The organism is Rhodoferax sp. LB1P47, assembly GCF_056521445.1.
The window spans coordinates 23,717-37,692 of record NZ_JBWMAU010000014.1 but is presented as its reverse complement, the minus strand read 5'-3'; the positions used below and the strand labels follow the sequence as shown (position 1 = coordinate 37,692).

Sequence of the window (13,976 nt, the reverse complement as noted above, 5' to 3'; positions counted from 1 at the left end):
ATTACCGCTGGCGCAAGCCCCAGCTGGCCAAGCTTAAACCCGCCACCCCGCACACCAGCACCGGCAGCACCAGCCCCGCGCCGCCGCCCAGCGCAATCAGGCTGGCGAACAGGGGCGGGCCGAGGGTGGCGCCCAGGTTGCCCAGTTGTGCCACGGCACCGTTGGCGCGGGCTTGGTTGTGGGGCGCGTCGTTGAGCTGCGGGATCAGCGCGAAGGACGCGCCGCCCGCTAGCCCAACCGTCGCCACCAGCAGCAGGGCCGCAGGCGCAAAGCCCAGCCCGGTGAACAGGCTGGCCCCCAGCAGCAGCCCGGCGCAGGCCACGCCCGCAAAGGCCACGCGCACCAGCCGCGCGGGGGGCATGCGTGTCTGCGCCAGCCAGCCCGCAGTGAATGTGCCTGCAATATTGACCAGCGGCAGCAGCACCGCCAGCCAGGCCCGGTCGGCCTTGGCAAACAGCGGCAGAAAAGTCAGCAGCGCCACCCCGCCCAGGGTGTAGAAGAAAAAGCAGGCCCCGGGCAATGCCGTGGCCCCGTGGCGGTAGATGTCCAGGTGGCGGCGGGGCAGGGTGGCCAGCAGCGGCCAGGGTGCGGCAACGGTTGCATCGGCGTGCACCCACAGCAGGGTGGCGATGCCGACCAGCGCCAGCGCCGCCGCATGGCCGCCCAGCACACCGGCCACGCCGAACCGGGCCAGCACCCAGTCCCCGCCCGCCGCCGTCAGCGCAAACGCCACACCGAAAAACGTGCTCCACAGGCCCATCGCGATGGACCGGTGCCGGGGCGCGCAGTGGGCCAGCATCAGCGTGGGCGCGGCCACCACCACCGCCAGGTGCGACGCGCCCTCCAGTACCCGCGTGGCCCAGAACAGCCCAAACGGCGGCAGCAGCGACTGCACCAGCGACACCGCCACGCCCAGCCCCATGCCCCCCAGCAGCAAGCGCCGGTAGCCTATGGCCGGGGCGCATAGCCCCGCCGTGACCCCCAGCACCAGCCCGACCATGCCCACGGTAGACAGCAGCAGCCCCGCCTGCGCCGCGCCCACGGCGTAGTGCGCTTGCAGCGGCTGGAACAAAAAGGCGATTTTGGCGAACTGCATGGCCGCCGCCACACCGCACAGCCACAGGAGGAGGATGCGGGGCCCGTCGGTGGTGGGCAGGGGGGGCATATGCAAAGAGGGCGCGGTGGGAGGTATAAAAAGAGAGCTGCTTATGCCGGTGGAATATGCGCTGAGGGCCTATTTTGCTCCACAGATTCAACTACTCACACCCGCTCACAGGCAGAACGCAAGCCGTCCAGAAACACCGCAGAACTGGCTCCGCCAGGCTGCTGGTGTTGCCCCCTGCAAGGGGGTTGGCGTAGCGCAGCGCAGCCTGGGGGTGAGCCTATTTCGGCGCCAGTATCGCCATGGTGATACGCGATACGCAGGTCAAATTGCCCGCGTCGTCCACCATGTCGATGGCCCACACCTGGGTGGTGCGGCCGATGTGGACCGGGCGGGCGGTGCCGGTGACCCAGCCGCTGGTCACGCCGCGCAGGTGGTTGGCGTTGATGTCCAGGCCTACGGCTTTGTGGCCCTCGGGGGCGGCGTACATGGCACCGATGGAGCCCAGGGTTTCGGCCAGCACCACGCTGACGCCGCCGTGCAGCAGGCCGTAGGGCTGGCGGGTGCGTGCGTCTACCGGCACGCGGGCGCGCACAAAGTCGTCGCCGATTTCCAAAAATTCGATGCCCAGGTGGGCGATGGCGGTGTCGGCGGCACCGGCGGTGCAGATCTCAAGGGTGAAAGGTTTCTTCCAGATGGGCATGGGGGGCTTTCAAGCGGGCTATAAACGAAGGCGATTTCAGCACATGCCTTCTTTTTTCGGAGTCTCCCGCTTGCCTTCCACAACTTCGGCCGCCAATCTGCGCGGCATTCTGGCCATGGTGATTGCCGTGGGCGCGTTCTCGGTGATGGATGCGGCCCTGAAAACCCTGAGCCACCACTACCCGCCCTTGCAGGTGGCGTCGCTGCGCGGGTGGGTGGCGCTGCCGCTGGTGGTCCTGTATGTGCTGTGGCGCAAGGAGCTGCCCAGCCTGCTGAAGATACGCTGGCCGCTGCATCTGCTGCGCATGGTGATCGGCGTGGCCATGCTGGCGCTGTTTGTGACGGCGCTGCGCACACTGGGGCTGGCCGAGGCCTACACCATCTTTTTCATCGCCCCGCTGCTGATCACGGTGCTGTCGATTCCGGTGCTGCAAGAGCGCGTGCGGCCGCGCCACTGGTGGGCGCTGGCGGGCGGGCTGTGCGGCGTGGTGGTGGCGCTGCGGCCCGACCAGGGGGCGTTTTTGTCGCTGGGCGCGCTGGCGGTGCTGGGCTCGGCGGTGTGTTACGCGGTGTCGTCCGTCACCAGCCGGGTGCTGAGCCGCACCGATTCCAGCGCCGCCCTGGTGTTTTGGGGCACCAGCGGGCTGGCGGTGGGGGCTGGGGTACTGGCCTGGCCGCAGTGGGTGGCGGTGCTGCCGGCGGATGGGCCCGTGTTGGGCGTGATTGCGGTCAGCGGCTTTGTGGGGCAGCTGGCCATTACCCAGGCGTTTCGCTACGGGCAGGCCGCCGTGGTGGCCCCGTTTGAATACACCGCGCTGGCCTGGGGCGTGGCGCTGGACGGCCTACTGTGGCACACCGCGCCCGACCAGCGCACGCTGCTGGGCGGGGCGATTGTGATTGCTTTCGGGCTGTGGGTGGTGCGGCAGGAGCGCACGAAGGAGCTGGTGGTGGCGCCTTGATTTAAGGGGTCAAATCGGCATATTGCGCTTATTCCACCTGCACAAGCAGCTATCAAAAAATATACCCAGGCGCCAAACACGAGACGGTGGCTACGCTGCCGCCAGCCGGGGAAACAGCTGCAGGGCATTGCCCCGGGCCATGCCCTCGTGTTCTGCCGTGGTCAGGCCGCCGAGCTGGCGAAAAGCCGCCACATTGGCCGCGATGCCCGCCGCCGGGGTAAACGGAAAGTCGCTGCCAAACAGCACGTGGGTTAGCGAGGTGAGCCGCCGCAGCCGCTCGATAGCACCGTCGCTGGCCGATCCGGCCAGGTCGTAGTACAGCGCGGCCAGCACCCGGCGCACCTCGTCCGCGCCCCCAGCCGGGCGCTGCGGGAGAAACGGCAGGGTCGAAAACCCGGCAATCCGCTCCGCCACCGCCGACAGCGCCCCGCCCGCGTGCGGGATGATGATGCGGATGTCGGGGTAGCGGGTGAGCGTGCCGGCAAACACCAGGTCCGTCACCGTGCGCGCCGTGTCCAGCGGAAACTCGAAAATCGGCGCGGGCCGGCCCAGCCCCACGGCCTCGAAGCACGGCGGCGAGGTGGGGTGCAAAAACAGCGTGGCGCGGCGGCGGTGCAACTCGGCAAACAGCGGGTCCAGTCGGGTATCGCCCAGGTAGATGCCATGCACATTGGTTTCCATCACCACGCCGTCCAGCTTCAGCACATCCAGCGCGTAGCCCATCTCGTCCAGCGAGGCGGCCACATCGGGCAGCGGCAAGGTGGCAAACGCGCCAAAGCGGTTAGGCGTGCGCTGCACCAGCTCGGCGGCAAAGGTATTCAGCGCGCGGGCCAGCCGCTGGCGCGCCAGGCCGTCCTTCAAAAAACCCACGGTGGGGGACGAGACCGACAGCATCGAGGTGTCGATGCCATGCCGGTCCATGTGCGCCAAGGCCTTGTCTTCGGACCACGGCGGCACCGGAAAGCCGCCGTCCAGCGTGACCAGGCCCGCGTCGGCCAGCGCCTGCGCATAGAACGGCGGCAGGTAGTGCGAATGCGCGTCGATCAGGCCGCAGGCGCAGGGGCTGGCGGCGGTGTCTGCGGCCTTGGCAGACCCGGTGATGCCCAGGGCCAGGGCGGCAGAAAATTGGCCAATGGCGGCACGGCGGGAGGGGTTGTAAGAGAGGTTGTGCATGGTGAACGCTCTTAAAAATAACAGATCAGTCAAATGGGCAACGCCAAGGCAAGCGCAGCGATGTCCCTTCGCGAACAGCGCAGAACCGGCTTTGCCGGGCTGCTGCTGTTGCCCCCTGCAAGGGGGTTGGCGCTGCCACACGCAGTGGGCAAGCCTGGGGGTGTTCACCTTTTCGAAGGGGCGGTTTCTTGCAAAAACAAGACGACGATGAATCCCAGCACCAGGGCCACGGCGGCGAGGTGCAAGATGTACTGGATACCGTAATGCTGGGCCACGTAGCCGGCAATCACCGGGGCCACGCCGCCGCCAAAAATCTCGCCGGTGCCCACCACGATGCCGGAGGCGGTGGTCATCAGCTTGGCGGGTACCGACTCGGCGCTGATGGGGCCAACGGTCAGGCAGATCATGCTGAACACAAAGAACAGCGTGGTAAACAGGCTGCCAAACAGGCGGTAGGGCTCGGCCCCGGTGTGCATCAACCAGACCAAGCCGATGCCCGCGCCGATGACGGACATCACCATCACCGGCTTGCGGCCCAGGCGGTCGGACAAAGCCGGCATCACCAGCGTGCCCAGCGTGCCGCCAAAGCCGATGGCCGACAACACCAAACCCATTTGCTCCAGGCTCAGGTGCAGGTAGTCGATCAGGTAGCTGGGCAGCAAGGCGCTGAGCACCACCAGGCAGGTCAGCCAGCACAGCATGCCCAGCATGTTCAAGGGGATGTTGCGGTACTGGAACACGTCGCTCCACTTGTGCGCCGAGGCATCGTGGGTGGCAGTGTGCAGCGCGGCCACAGCGGGCGGGGTGTTGCGCAGCACGCGGTACAGCAGGTAGGCGATGAGCAAGCCGGGCAGGGACACCAGGGCAAAAATCCAGTGCCATTCCACCACCTTGAGCAACTGCGTGACCAGCACCGGGGCGATGCCTAAGCCAAACAAGGGCAGTGCCATTTGCTGGATGCCGATGTTGCGGCCCTGGCGCGAGGGCTTGGACGCGTCCAGCGTGGCCACGATGCTGACGGGGGTAAAGGCGCCTTCGGCCAGGCCCATCAACGCGCGGATGGCCATCATGCTGACGACCCCCGTGGCCAGGCCGCTAAAGCCCGCCAGCAGCGAGAACACGATGACCGCCGGAATCAACACCTTGCGGTGGCCCAGCCGGTCGGACAGGTTGCCCATGAAGATCGAGGCCAGGCCCCAGGCGATGGACAGCACACCGGTGATCTGCCCCAGGTCTTGGTAGTTGAGGTTGAGCTCTTGCGAGATCACCGGGAACAGCGGCAGGAGCATAAAGCGGTCGATGCCGACCAGGCCAAAGCCCAGGCACAGCAGGGTGACGGCTTTCCATTCGTAACGGGTGTCCCAGCGGGACGGTGTGGCCGTGGAAGGCGTGAGGGTTGCAGCGGTCATGGTGGTAGCTCCGGGGTTAGAGGGAATGGACACCGTGGTGTCGAAGGTCGGCGGCCAGGTCGTCCACCAGGGCGTTGGTGTCATCGGCCTGCGCGGCTGCGCCGTACAGGTAAAAGTCGGGCCGCACCAGCATGGCGGTGATGCCGTGCTGCGCCATATAGGGCAAAAACTTGTGGTCCAGGTCGGCCCAGCTGCCGGGTGCCGCGCCGTCGGCGGTGATGACCACGCGCCGGGCCCCCAGGGCCTCCAGAAACCGGCTTTGTGCCGCGCCCAAAGTGATCTCCACGGTGGAGATGAGCACAAAGCCCAAGCCCACCACCGCGTCAAACCGGCCTTGCTGCGCGCCCCGGCGCACCGTGCCGTGGGGGCTGAGCAGGCCTGCGGGTGCCCGCAGCGTGCCATCCGCACCGTGGCGCAGGATGCCCGCCGTGAGGCTGGGAAATGGCGGCGGCGGCGCGGCCTGGCCGCTGAAAAAAGCAGCATCGCGCTCGGCGGCTTGGACCGGGTCGGGGATGCAGATCACCTTGCCCAGGTACATCGACAAATCGATCACGTCGCTGACGTGCGGGCGGCGCTCGGGCTGGTAGGTGTCCAGCAGGGTGTCGCTGGCCTTGCCGTCCAGCACCAGGTTCAGCTTCCAGGCCAGGTTCCAGTCGTCACGCAGCCCGGCGCACATGCCCTGGCCCATGAAAGGCGGCATCACGTGGGCGGCATCGCCCGCAATCAGCATGCGGCCCTTGCGCCAGGTGTTGGCCAGCAGCGAGCGGAAGGTGTAGACCTTGTGGCGCACGATGCTGGCCTGCTCGGGCTGCACCCAGGGGGCCAGCAGTTCCCAGGCGCGGCTTTCCAGCTCTAGGTCTTCACGTTTTTCGCCGGGCAGGCGCATGAATTCCCAGCGGCGGAAGTAGCGGCCATCCTTTACGCCGGCAGGCACGATGGTGGTGGGGCGCAGCGGGTTGCAGTACTGGGCGGCGGGCGGTATATCCAGCACCACGCCCTCGTGCGGCAGCACGTCGATCACCAGCCAGTCGGCCTCGAAACCCCGGTCTTCCTGGGTGGCGCCGATGGCCTGGCGTACCAGGCTGTTGGCACCATCGGCACCGATCAGGTACTTGGCGCGCACGGTGCGGCGTGCGTCGGTTTCCATATCGCGCACCGTCAGTTCCACGTAGTCGGCGGTCTGGATGGCTTCAACGGCTTCCCAGCCCAGGTTGACCTCCACATTCGGGCAAGCCGCCACTACGTCTTCAAACATTTTTTCCAGCGTGGGCTGGTGGATGAAGTTGACCTCGGGGCCGCCGGAAATGGACTCGGATTCCCAGTCGATGGCCAGCAGCTCTTTCCAGTCGGCGTTGAACCAGCGGTACATCGGCCCGGCGTGGCTCACCGCCGGTAAATCCGCACCCATGCCCAGGGCGGACAGCACACGGTACAGCTCGTGGTCGATGCACACCGCGCGTGGCAGGCTGAAGCGTTCGCGCCAGCGCTCGAACACGGCCACGCTGCGGCCTTGGCGGGCCAGCGCCAAGGCCATGATTTCGCTGACCGGGCCGTAGCCGATCTGCACAACGTCGTAAAGAGGAATGTCTGTTTGCATGGTGGGTCTCCGGGAGGGAATACAGGCGTTTAGGCTGTCAGTTCAAAGTTGGTCACAAAGTCGTCGGGCGGCGGCGGGCCCCAGGTGTAGAGCGAGTCCTCGATGGGGTGGTCGGCGCTAGGCCATTCCATGCCCGCCGGGATGTAGTCGATATCGAACGAGTACTCGGCATAGCTGCCCCAGGGGTCGCGCACGTAGCGGAAATAGTTGGAGCCCAGCACGTGGCGGCCCAGGCCCCAGCCCTGCGCGTAACCGGCCTGCGCCATTTGCTGCGCGCCCAGGCCTACGGCATCCAGCGACGGCACCGTCCAGCTGCTGTGGTGCAACCCACCGCCGCCGGACAGCGCCAGCGCTATCAGGTGGTGGTCGCTGCCGTGCGGGCTGTGCATAAAGCCGATGACCGGCCCCGAGCTGTCGGACAGGCGGAGGCCCAGCACCTTGGTATAGAACTGCACGGCCTCCCGCACGTTGGCGCTGAACATCAGGATGTGCGACAGGTGCAGCGGCGCAATCGGCTGGATGGCGCTGCGGTTGGGCGCACGGCCTGCGGCACCGGTTTCCGGCGGGAGTACCCGGGGCACGGGAGCAGAGGGCGAAGACTTCTCGGCCACCACGATCTGCAGCGGCAACTGGTCCGGGCCTGCTATCCACACACCGCCTTCCCCTTCGCAGGGCGCAATGCGGGGGATCTCCAGCGCAGCCAGATGCTGCTCGAAGCGCGCTTGGTCGGCCGCATAGATGCCGTAACTGACCCACAGCAAGCGCTTGGAGGTGCCGGGCAGAATGCGCGCCCAGCGGTGCGGGTGGCCCTGGGTGTACAGCGCCAGGCCCACACCCTCATCGCGCACCTCCAGCCCAAAGCGGGTGTAGAAGTGCCGCGCCTGCGCCAGATCGGGCACGCTGAACACGAATTCGTGCACCGAATGTACGGCGAGAAAGTCCGTCATCTTTGTCTCCAACTATTTTTGAACGTGGCTGTCCCCACCGCCTCTGCGGGCGGCATTTTTCACAGAGGGATTGGGCGGTTTAGCGCACCTGTTGGCGCTGGGTGCCGAGCACGCCGGCCGACAGGGTCATCACGTCGCCGCGCGCCAGAAATTGGGGCGGCTTCATGCCCAGGCCCACGCCTTCGGGAGTGCCGGTAATCACCACGTCGCCCGGCAGCAGGGTCATGAACTGGCTGAGGTAGGACACCACTTCGGCCACGTTAAAAATCATGTCGGCGGTGTTGCTGCGCTGGCGCACTTCGCCGTTGACGCGCAGTTCCAGCGGAATGGTTTGCGGGTCGGGCAGCTCGTCGGCGGTGACCAACCAGGGGCCGATGGGGCCAAAGCCATCAAAGCTCTTGCCCTTGCCCCATTGGCCGTTGCGCTTGATCTGCCAGTCGCGCTCGGACACGTCGTTGGCCAGCACGTAGCCCGCCACGTGGGCCAGGGCCTGGTCCACCGGCACCTGGCGCACCACGCTGCCGATGACGATGCCGAGCTCAATCTCCCAGTCGCCCGCCACCGAGCCTTCGGGCAGGGTCACGTCGTCGTTCGGGCCGGCCAGCGAGGTCAGCGCCTTGGTGAATACCACCGGTTCTTTCGGGATGTCATGGCCGGATTCGAGCGCGTGCTTGCGGTAGTTCAGGCCAATGGCGACGAACTGCCGCACGCCGCTCACCGGGCAGCCGATGCGTGCGCCCGCTGCCACCAGGGGCATGCGTTCCAGGTCGATGGCAGCCAGCGCCTGCAAGCGCTCGGGGGCCAGCCACTCGGGGGTCAGGTCGGGCACCAGCAGCGACAGGTCGCGCAGTTGGCCGTCGGCACCGACCGCGCCGGGTTTCTCTTGGCCTGCGGGGCCGTGGCGGAATAGTTTCATGGGGGTCTCCAGATCGTGGTGGGTTAGCGATGGCTGGATTTTTGTTTAAATTAAACATATCGTCAATATGACGAGTTGAGCAATTTGATAGGGGTTTTCACCCACTCTCAGGCGCGCAGCAAGGGCGGAGACGGGTCGTGTAACCTTGGCCCATGAACAAAGCGGAAGAGAAACCAGGGGTGGAAGACCACCGTGTGCGGGTAGGTGCACAGCGGCGCGAGGCCACGCGGCTGCGGCTGATCGAGAGCGCGCTGACGGTGCTGGCCGAAAAGGGGCCCGACACTGCGGCCATTGAAGATTTCATTGCCGCCGCCCAGGTGTCGCGCGGCACCTTCTACAACTATTTCCGCACCACCTCGGAGCTGCTGCTGGCCGTGGCCAGCGGCATGAGCGATGAAATTCTGCAGGTGGTGGACCCGGTGGTGCAGCAGTTCAGTGACCCGGTGGCGCGCTTTTCGGCGGGTTCGCGGCTGTACATGCAAACCGCCATGCGCTATCCGTTGTGGGGGGCTTTCATCACCCGCGTAGGCACCCGTGTGGCGGCGCGCGGGCAGTTGATCGACGTGTACCTGAACCGCGATTTGCTGGAGGCCATCGCCCAGCAGCGCCTGAAGATCGACAACGTGCGGGTGGCCCGCGACGTGGTGCTGGGCACCATCTTTTTCGGTATCGAGACCATGCTGACCGAGCCCACCCACGACCACCACCCCGAGCAGATGATGCGCTGCGTGCTGACCGGCTTTGGCCTGCCCGAGGCCGAGGCCGAAGCCATTGCCTTTGCCCCGCTGCCGGTACTGGGCGACGTGCAGGGGCCGATTTTTTCGCGCCTGACCCCCGTGCCCGCTGGTCCCGTTACGGCCAAACGGGTGCGCAAGCCTGCCGTTGTAAAAGCTACAAAATAAATAGCTGCCTGCGCTTACTCTATAAGCACAGGCAGCCTATTTCACTTCCTATTTTCAGGCATCAATTCGCGTTCAGCGTCTCGCCCAGCGCATTCACCATGCTGTCGATCTCCGCAGCGCTGATGACAAACGGCGGGGCCATCTGGATGGTGTCGGCGCCGTAGCGCACGTAGAAGCCCTTTTTCCACATCGCCATCGCCACCTCGTACGGGCGGCGTGCCGGTTCGCCGGGGTAGGCGGCCAGGGTGATGCCGCTGGCCAGGCCGTAGTTGCGGATGTCGGTGACGTGCTTGGCGCCTTGCAGGCTATGGACCGCGCTCTCGAAATGCGGGGCGATGGCGCGCACGCGCTGGGGCATATCTTCTTTCACCAAAATGTCCAGAGTCGCCAGGGCCACGGCGCAGGCCACCGGGTGGGCCGAGTAGGTGTAGCCGTGGGCAAATTCCAGCAGGTAGTCGGGCGCACCGGCGTGCATGAAGGTGTCGTAGATTTCTTTGCCGACCAGCACCGCGCCCATGGGCTGGGCACCGTTGGTGATCTGCTTGGCCACGTTCAGGATGTCGGGCGTGACGCCAAAGGCCTCGGCACCGCTCATCGCGCCCATGCGGCCAAAGCCGGTGATCACCTCGTCAAAAATCAGCAGGATGTTGTGCGCGGTGCAAATCTCGCGCAGGCGCTGCAAATAGCCCACCGGCGGCACCACTACACCGGCCGAGCCGGATAGGGGTTCGACGATCACCGCCGCGATATTGCTGGCATCGTGCAGCGTAATCAAGTTCAGCAGTTCGTCGGCCAGTTCCACGCCGGTCTTGGGCATGCCGCGCGAGAAGGCGTTGCTTTTAAGCTGGGTATGCGGCAGGTGGTCGGCCTGCAAGGCTTCGCCGAACATCTTGCGGTTGGCGCCGATACCGCCCACCGAAATGCCGCCAAAGCCCACGCCGTGGTAGCCCTTTTCGCGGCCAATGAAACGGGTTTTGCTGGCCTGGCCCTTGGTGCGCCAGTAGGCGCGCGCCATCTTCAGCGAGGTGTCGGCGGCTTCGGAGCCCGAGCCGGTGAAGAACACGTGGTCCAGACCATCCGGGGTTAATTCGACCAGCTTGTTGGCCAGCTCGAACGACAGCGGGTGGCCAAACTGGAACGCGGGCGCGTAGTCCAGCGTGGCCATCTGGCGGGCGGCGGCGGCCGTGAGTTCGGCGCGGCCATGGCCCAGGCCGGAACACCACAGGCCCGACAGACCGTCCAGAATCTGGCGGCCGTCGATGTCGGTGTAGTAGCAGCCCTTGGCCGCAGTGATGATGCGCGGGTCGGCCAAGAAGTTGCGGTTGCCGGTGTAGGGCATCCAGTGCGCGGCCAGCCAGGCGGCATCGGTGCGGGGACGGGGGCTGAGTTGCTGGCTGTCGGTCATGTTCATGGGGGCTCCGATGGGGTAGGTGATCGCGCATTCTTGCCGCCCCTGTTACTCTCATAAAGAGTTAAATACCACTCTTCAGTTAGCAACATATGCAAGTAAAGAACAAAGCGGTGCTGGGGCAACTCACCGACATGGACATCCGCCTGCTGCGGGTGTTCAAAAGCGTGGTCGAGTGCGGGGGCATGGCCGCCGCCGAGCTGGAGCTGAACATCGGCACCTCTACCGTCAGCCGCCACGTCAAAGACCTGGAAACCCGCCTCGGCCTGACCCTGTGCCGACGCGGCCGCAGCGGCTTTGCGCTGACGCCCGAGGGCCAGCAGATCTATTCTGAGACCCTGCGCCTGCTGGCCGGGGCCGAGGCGTTTCGCGCCAGCGTGGATGCACTGCACCAGCGCATGGGTGGCGAGCTGCACCTGGCAGTGTTCGACCAGACCGCCAGCAATCCGCATGCCCGCATCAGTGCCGCCATCGCCCAGTTTGCCGCGCAGGCCCCGGACGTGCGGCTGTGCCTGCACGTGGCGCCCATCCAGACGATAGAGCGCGGCATCCTCGACGGCCAGTTCCAGGTGGGCGTGATCCCCGGCCACCGCACATCCGACAGCCTGGTCTACGACGACCTGTTTGGCGAGACCATGCTGCTCTACGGCGGGGCCCAGCACGCCGTGCACGCAGCGGCTGCGTTGGACTGGGATGGCCTGCGCGGCTACCCGTTTGCCGGGCTGGGCTACCACTCGCCGAATATGGAAATCACCCAGCGGGTGCGCCTGCCCCGCACCGCCACCGGCTTCGACCAGGAGTCGATCGCCACGCTGATCCTGAGTGGCCACTACCTGGGATTTTTACCCGACCACTACGCGGAAAGGTTTGTGCAAAAAGGGCAGATGCGGGCGGTGCAGCCCGAGCTGTTCCGCTACGACTGCCGGTTTCTGGGCATCGTGCGGCGCACGCCCGAGCCGTCACGGGCCACCAAGGTGTTGCAGATGTGCCTGCGGGTGGCGCATGGGCTGCCGGTACCGCCTGGCGGCGAATCAGCGGTGTGAAGCGTCGCCGTGGCGGGCCCCAATCAGAACGTCTTCCACATCTCGGCCACCGCCACGGTTGCGGCCACCGCCACCAGCCAGGCGCCCACGCGCTTCAGCAACGCCGTGTCCAGGGTTCGGGTGTTGGGCGCTGGATTGCGGCCGAAACCAAGCACCAAGGCGTGCGCGGGCAGGGCGACTGCGAGCAGGAATGCCACCACCAAACCGATGCTGTCCACTGAGCCCGGACCACCGAACCGCGCCCAGAGAAATGGCAATGCAAGGGCCGAAAAAAGCCCAGCGAGCGCGGCGGTGAGGGGGGTTGGGGTGATCTTCACAGTGTGCTTTCGGATGCGGGGCCTGATTATGCGGCAGCGCCCCCTCCATTGAAGTAGTGGATTAAATCGTCACTCTCCGCATGTTTGGAGGGCGTAAATAGCTATATTTTTGATAGTAATGGGGCTTGTACCATCGCCCACCATGACCACCCCCGCCCGCCCCTCGCCCCCCGCCCGTTTTGTTACCGGCCCCTTGTTTCGGCATGTGGCGGTGATGTCCACCACCTCGGCCATCGGGCTGGTGGCGGTGTTCGTGGTGGATTTGATCAACCTGTTCTACATCTCCCAGCTGGGCCAACAGTCGATTGCGGCGGCGGTGGGGTTTGCCGGGGTGGTGGGCTTCTTCCACACCTCGCTGTGCATCGGGCTGACCATCGGCATTACCGCCGTGGTGGCGCGCACCGTGGGCGCAGGCCGGGCGGTGGATGCCAAGCGCCTGGCCACCTCCAGCCTGTTTTGGATGGTGCTGCTGGCCGCCCTTATCGGCAGCGGCACTGCGCCGTTTTTGCACCCGCTGTTGGCGGCGCTGGGTGCGACCGGCGAGACCGAGCGGCTGGCCGCGCGCTACCTCAGCGTCACCGTGCATTCGCTGCCGCTGCTGGGCATCGGCATGGCCTGCTCGGCCCTGATGCGCTCGGTGGGTGACGCGCGCGGCGCGATGGCCGTGACGCTGGGGGCCGCCGTAGTGACGGCCGTGCTGGACCCGATTTTGATCTTCGGCCTGCACATGGGGCTGGACGGCGCGGCGGCCACGTCGGTGGTGTCGCGCAGCATTTTGGCGGCGGTGGGCCTGCGCGGCGTGCTGCGCCACGGTCTGCTGGGGCGGCTGGACAAGGCGGCTCTGGGGACGGATGCCAAGCTGCTGGCCGGGGTGGCCGGCCCGGCCGTGCTGACCAACCTGGCCACCCCCGTCAGCGCCGCGTTCGTCACCCATTCCATCGCCCAGTTTGGCGCGTCCGCCGTGGCCGGGCAGGCCATCATCGACCGCGTGACCCCGGTGGCGTTTGGGCTGATTTACGCGCTCAGCGGCGCGGTGGGCCCGATCCTGGCGCAAAACCTGGGCGCAGGCCAGTTCGACCGGGTGCGCCAAGGCCTACGCGACAGCCTGCTGTTCATGGTGATCGCCGTGGGTAGCGCCTGGCTGCTGCTGGCGCTGGGCCAAAACGCGCTGGTCTGGGCCTTCAGCGCACACGGTGACGCGGCGTATTTGATCCACATGTTCTGCACCTGGCTGGCGGCCAGCTTCTTTTTTGCCGGGGCGCTGTTTGTGGCCAACGCCGCGTTCAACAACCTGGGCAAACCGCTGTGGTCCACCGGCTTCAACTGGGCGCGTTCCACCCTGGGCACGATACCGTTTGCCTGGTGGGGTTCGCAGTTTGGCCCGGTCGGCGTATTGGCCGGGGCGGCCATCGGCACGGCGATTTTTGGCGTGCTGGCGATGGTGGTGGCATTCCGGCTGGTGGGGCGGATGGGGGCCAAATAGGGCGCTGGCGCATATTCC

At 66.3% G+C, this 13,976-nt stretch carries 13 protein-coding genes; 4 read left to right on the top strand and 9 right to left on the bottom strand.

Annotated features, from left to right (window positions below; all coding sequences use genetic code 11):
• Position 1: 1 nt before the first annotated feature.
• A complete protein-coding gene (locus AC0969_RS15205; RefSeq protein WP_479624993.1) occupies positions 2-1,165 on the bottom strand; it encodes an MFS transporter in 1,164 nt (387 codons plus the stop codon).
• Between the two features lie 217 nt (positions 1,166-1,382).
• Positions 1,383-1,805: a hotdog fold thioesterase gene (locus tag AC0969_RS15200; protein ID WP_479624992.1), complete on the bottom strand. Its 423-nt coding sequence runs from the start codon at positions 1,803-1,805 to the stop codon at positions 1,383-1,385.
• 70 nt (positions 1,806-1,875) lie between these two features.
• Between AC0969_RS15200 and AC0969_RS15195 the strand changes: the two genes are divergently transcribed.
• The gene (locus AC0969_RS15195) at positions 1,876-2,763 is read left to right on the top strand and encodes a DMT family transporter (protein WP_479624991.1); all 888 of its coding nucleotides are present in this window, start codon (positions 1,876-1,878) and stop codon (positions 2,761-2,763) included.
• Positions 2,764-2,853: 90 nt separating this feature from the next.
• On the opposite strand, the gene AC0969_RS15190 is transcribed toward AC0969_RS15195, so the two are convergent.
• From AC0969_RS15190 to AC0969_RS15170, 5 genes are all read right to left on the bottom strand, one after another.
• Positions 2,854-3,936, bottom strand: a complete 1,083-nt coding sequence (locus AC0969_RS15190) for an amidohydrolase family protein (protein WP_479624990.1) — start codon at positions 3,934-3,936, stop codon at positions 2,854-2,856.
• A gap of 164 nt (positions 3,937-4,100) precedes the next feature.
• The gene (locus tag AC0969_RS15185; protein ID WP_479624989.1) at positions 4,101-5,345 is read right to left on the bottom strand and encodes an MFS transporter; all 1,245 of its coding nucleotides are present in this window, start codon (positions 5,343-5,345) and stop codon (positions 4,101-4,103) included.
• A gap of 16 nt (positions 5,346-5,361) precedes the next feature.
• Positions 5,362-6,942 (bottom strand): bifunctional 3-(3-hydroxy-phenyl)propionate/3-hydroxycinnamic acid hydroxylase MhpA, encoded by a 1,581-nt coding sequence (gene mhpA / locus AC0969_RS15180; RefSeq protein ID WP_479624988.1) that lies wholly within the window; start codon positions 6,940-6,942, stop codon positions 5,362-5,364.
• 29 nt (positions 6,943-6,971) lie between these two features.
• The gene (locus AC0969_RS15175; RefSeq protein WP_479624987.1) at positions 6,972-7,889 is read right to left on the bottom strand and encodes a VOC family protein; all 918 of its coding nucleotides are present in this window, start codon (positions 7,887-7,889) and stop codon (positions 6,972-6,974) included.
• 79 nt (positions 7,890-7,968) lie between these two features.
• A complete protein-coding gene (locus AC0969_RS15170; protein ID WP_479624986.1) occupies positions 7,969-8,805 on the bottom strand; it encodes a fumarylacetoacetate hydrolase family protein in 837 nt (278 codons plus the stop codon).
• A 152-nt stretch (positions 8,806-8,957) separates the two neighbouring features.
• Here AC0969_RS15170 and AC0969_RS15165 point away from each other — a divergent pair, with 152 nt between their 5' ends.
• Positions 8,958-9,707, top strand: coding sequence for a TetR/AcrR family transcriptional regulator (locus tag AC0969_RS15165; RefSeq protein ID WP_479624985.1), 750 nt, complete (start codon positions 8,958-8,960; stop codon positions 9,705-9,707).
• Between the two features lie 61 nt (positions 9,708-9,768).
• Here AC0969_RS15165 and aptA read toward each other — a convergent pair whose 3' ends face one another.
• Positions 9,769-11,118: an omega-aminotransferase AptA gene (aptA, locus tag AC0969_RS15160; protein WP_479624984.1), complete on the bottom strand. Its 1,350-nt coding sequence runs from the start codon at positions 11,116-11,118 to the stop codon at positions 9,769-9,771.
• Positions 11,119-11,207: 89 nt separating this feature from the next.
• Between aptA and AC0969_RS15155 the strand changes: the two genes are divergently transcribed.
• The gene (locus AC0969_RS15155; RefSeq protein ID WP_479624983.1) at positions 11,208-12,158 is read left to right on the top strand and encodes a LysR family transcriptional regulator; all 951 of its coding nucleotides are present in this window, start codon (positions 11,208-11,210) and stop codon (positions 12,156-12,158) included.
• A 23-nt stretch (positions 12,159-12,181) separates the two neighbouring features.
• On the opposite strand, the gene AC0969_RS15150 is transcribed toward AC0969_RS15155, so the two are convergent.
• Positions 12,182-12,475, bottom strand: coding sequence for a hypothetical protein (locus AC0969_RS15150; protein ID WP_479624982.1), 294 nt, complete (start codon positions 12,473-12,475; stop codon positions 12,182-12,184).
• Positions 12,476-12,617: 142 nt separating this feature from the next.
• Between AC0969_RS15150 and AC0969_RS15145 the strand changes: the two genes are divergently transcribed.
• Entirely contained in the window at positions 12,618-13,958 is a 1,341-nt protein-coding gene (locus tag AC0969_RS15145; RefSeq protein ID WP_479624981.1) for an MATE family efflux transporter, read from the top strand.
• Positions 13,959-13,976: the final 18 nt, after the last annotated feature.

What these genes read in the sequence shown, in the direction of transcription:
- AC0969_RS15205 (WP_479624993.1), bottom strand. Translation starts at nt 1,165, where the DNA reads ATGCCCCCCCTGCCCACCACCGACGGGCCCCGCATCCTCCTCCTGTGG.
- AC0969_RS15200 (WP_479624992.1), bottom strand. Translation starts at nt 1,805, where the DNA reads ATGCCCATCTGGAAGAAACCTTTCACCCTTGAGATCTGCACCGCCGGT.
- AC0969_RS15190 (WP_479624990.1), bottom strand. Translation starts at nt 3,936, where the DNA reads ATGCACAACCTCTCTTACAACCCCTCCCGCCGTGCCGCCATTGGCCAA.
- AC0969_RS15185 (WP_479624989.1), bottom strand. Translation starts at nt 5,345, where the DNA reads ATGACCGCTGCAACCCTCACGCCTTCCACGGCCACACCGTCCCGCTGG.
- mhpA (WP_479624988.1), bottom strand. Translation starts at nt 6,942, where the DNA reads ATGCAAACAGACATTCCTCTTTACGACGTTGTGCAGATCGGCTACGGC.
- AC0969_RS15175 (WP_479624987.1), bottom strand. Translation starts at nt 7,889, where the DNA reads ATGACGGACTTTCTCGCCGTACATTCGGTGCACGAATTCGTGTTCAGC.
- AC0969_RS15170 (WP_479624986.1), bottom strand. Translation starts at nt 8,805, where the DNA reads ATGAAACTATTCCGCCACGGCCCCGCAGGCCAAGAGAAACCCGGCGCG.
- AC0969_RS15165 (WP_479624985.1), top strand. Translation starts at nt 8,958, where the DNA reads ATGAACAAAGCGGAAGAGAAACCAGGGGTGGAAGACCACCGTGTGCGG.
- aptA (WP_479624984.1), bottom strand. Translation starts at nt 11,118, where the DNA reads ATGAACATGACCGACAGCCAGCAACTCAGCCCCCGTCCCCGCACCGAT.
- AC0969_RS15155 (WP_479624983.1), top strand. Translation starts at nt 11,208, where the DNA reads ATGCAAGTAAAGAACAAAGCGGTGCTGGGGCAACTCACCGACATGGAC.
- AC0969_RS15145 (WP_479624981.1), top strand. Translation starts at nt 12,618, where the DNA reads ATGACCACCCCCGCCCGCCCCTCGCCCCCCGCCCGTTTTGTTACCGGC.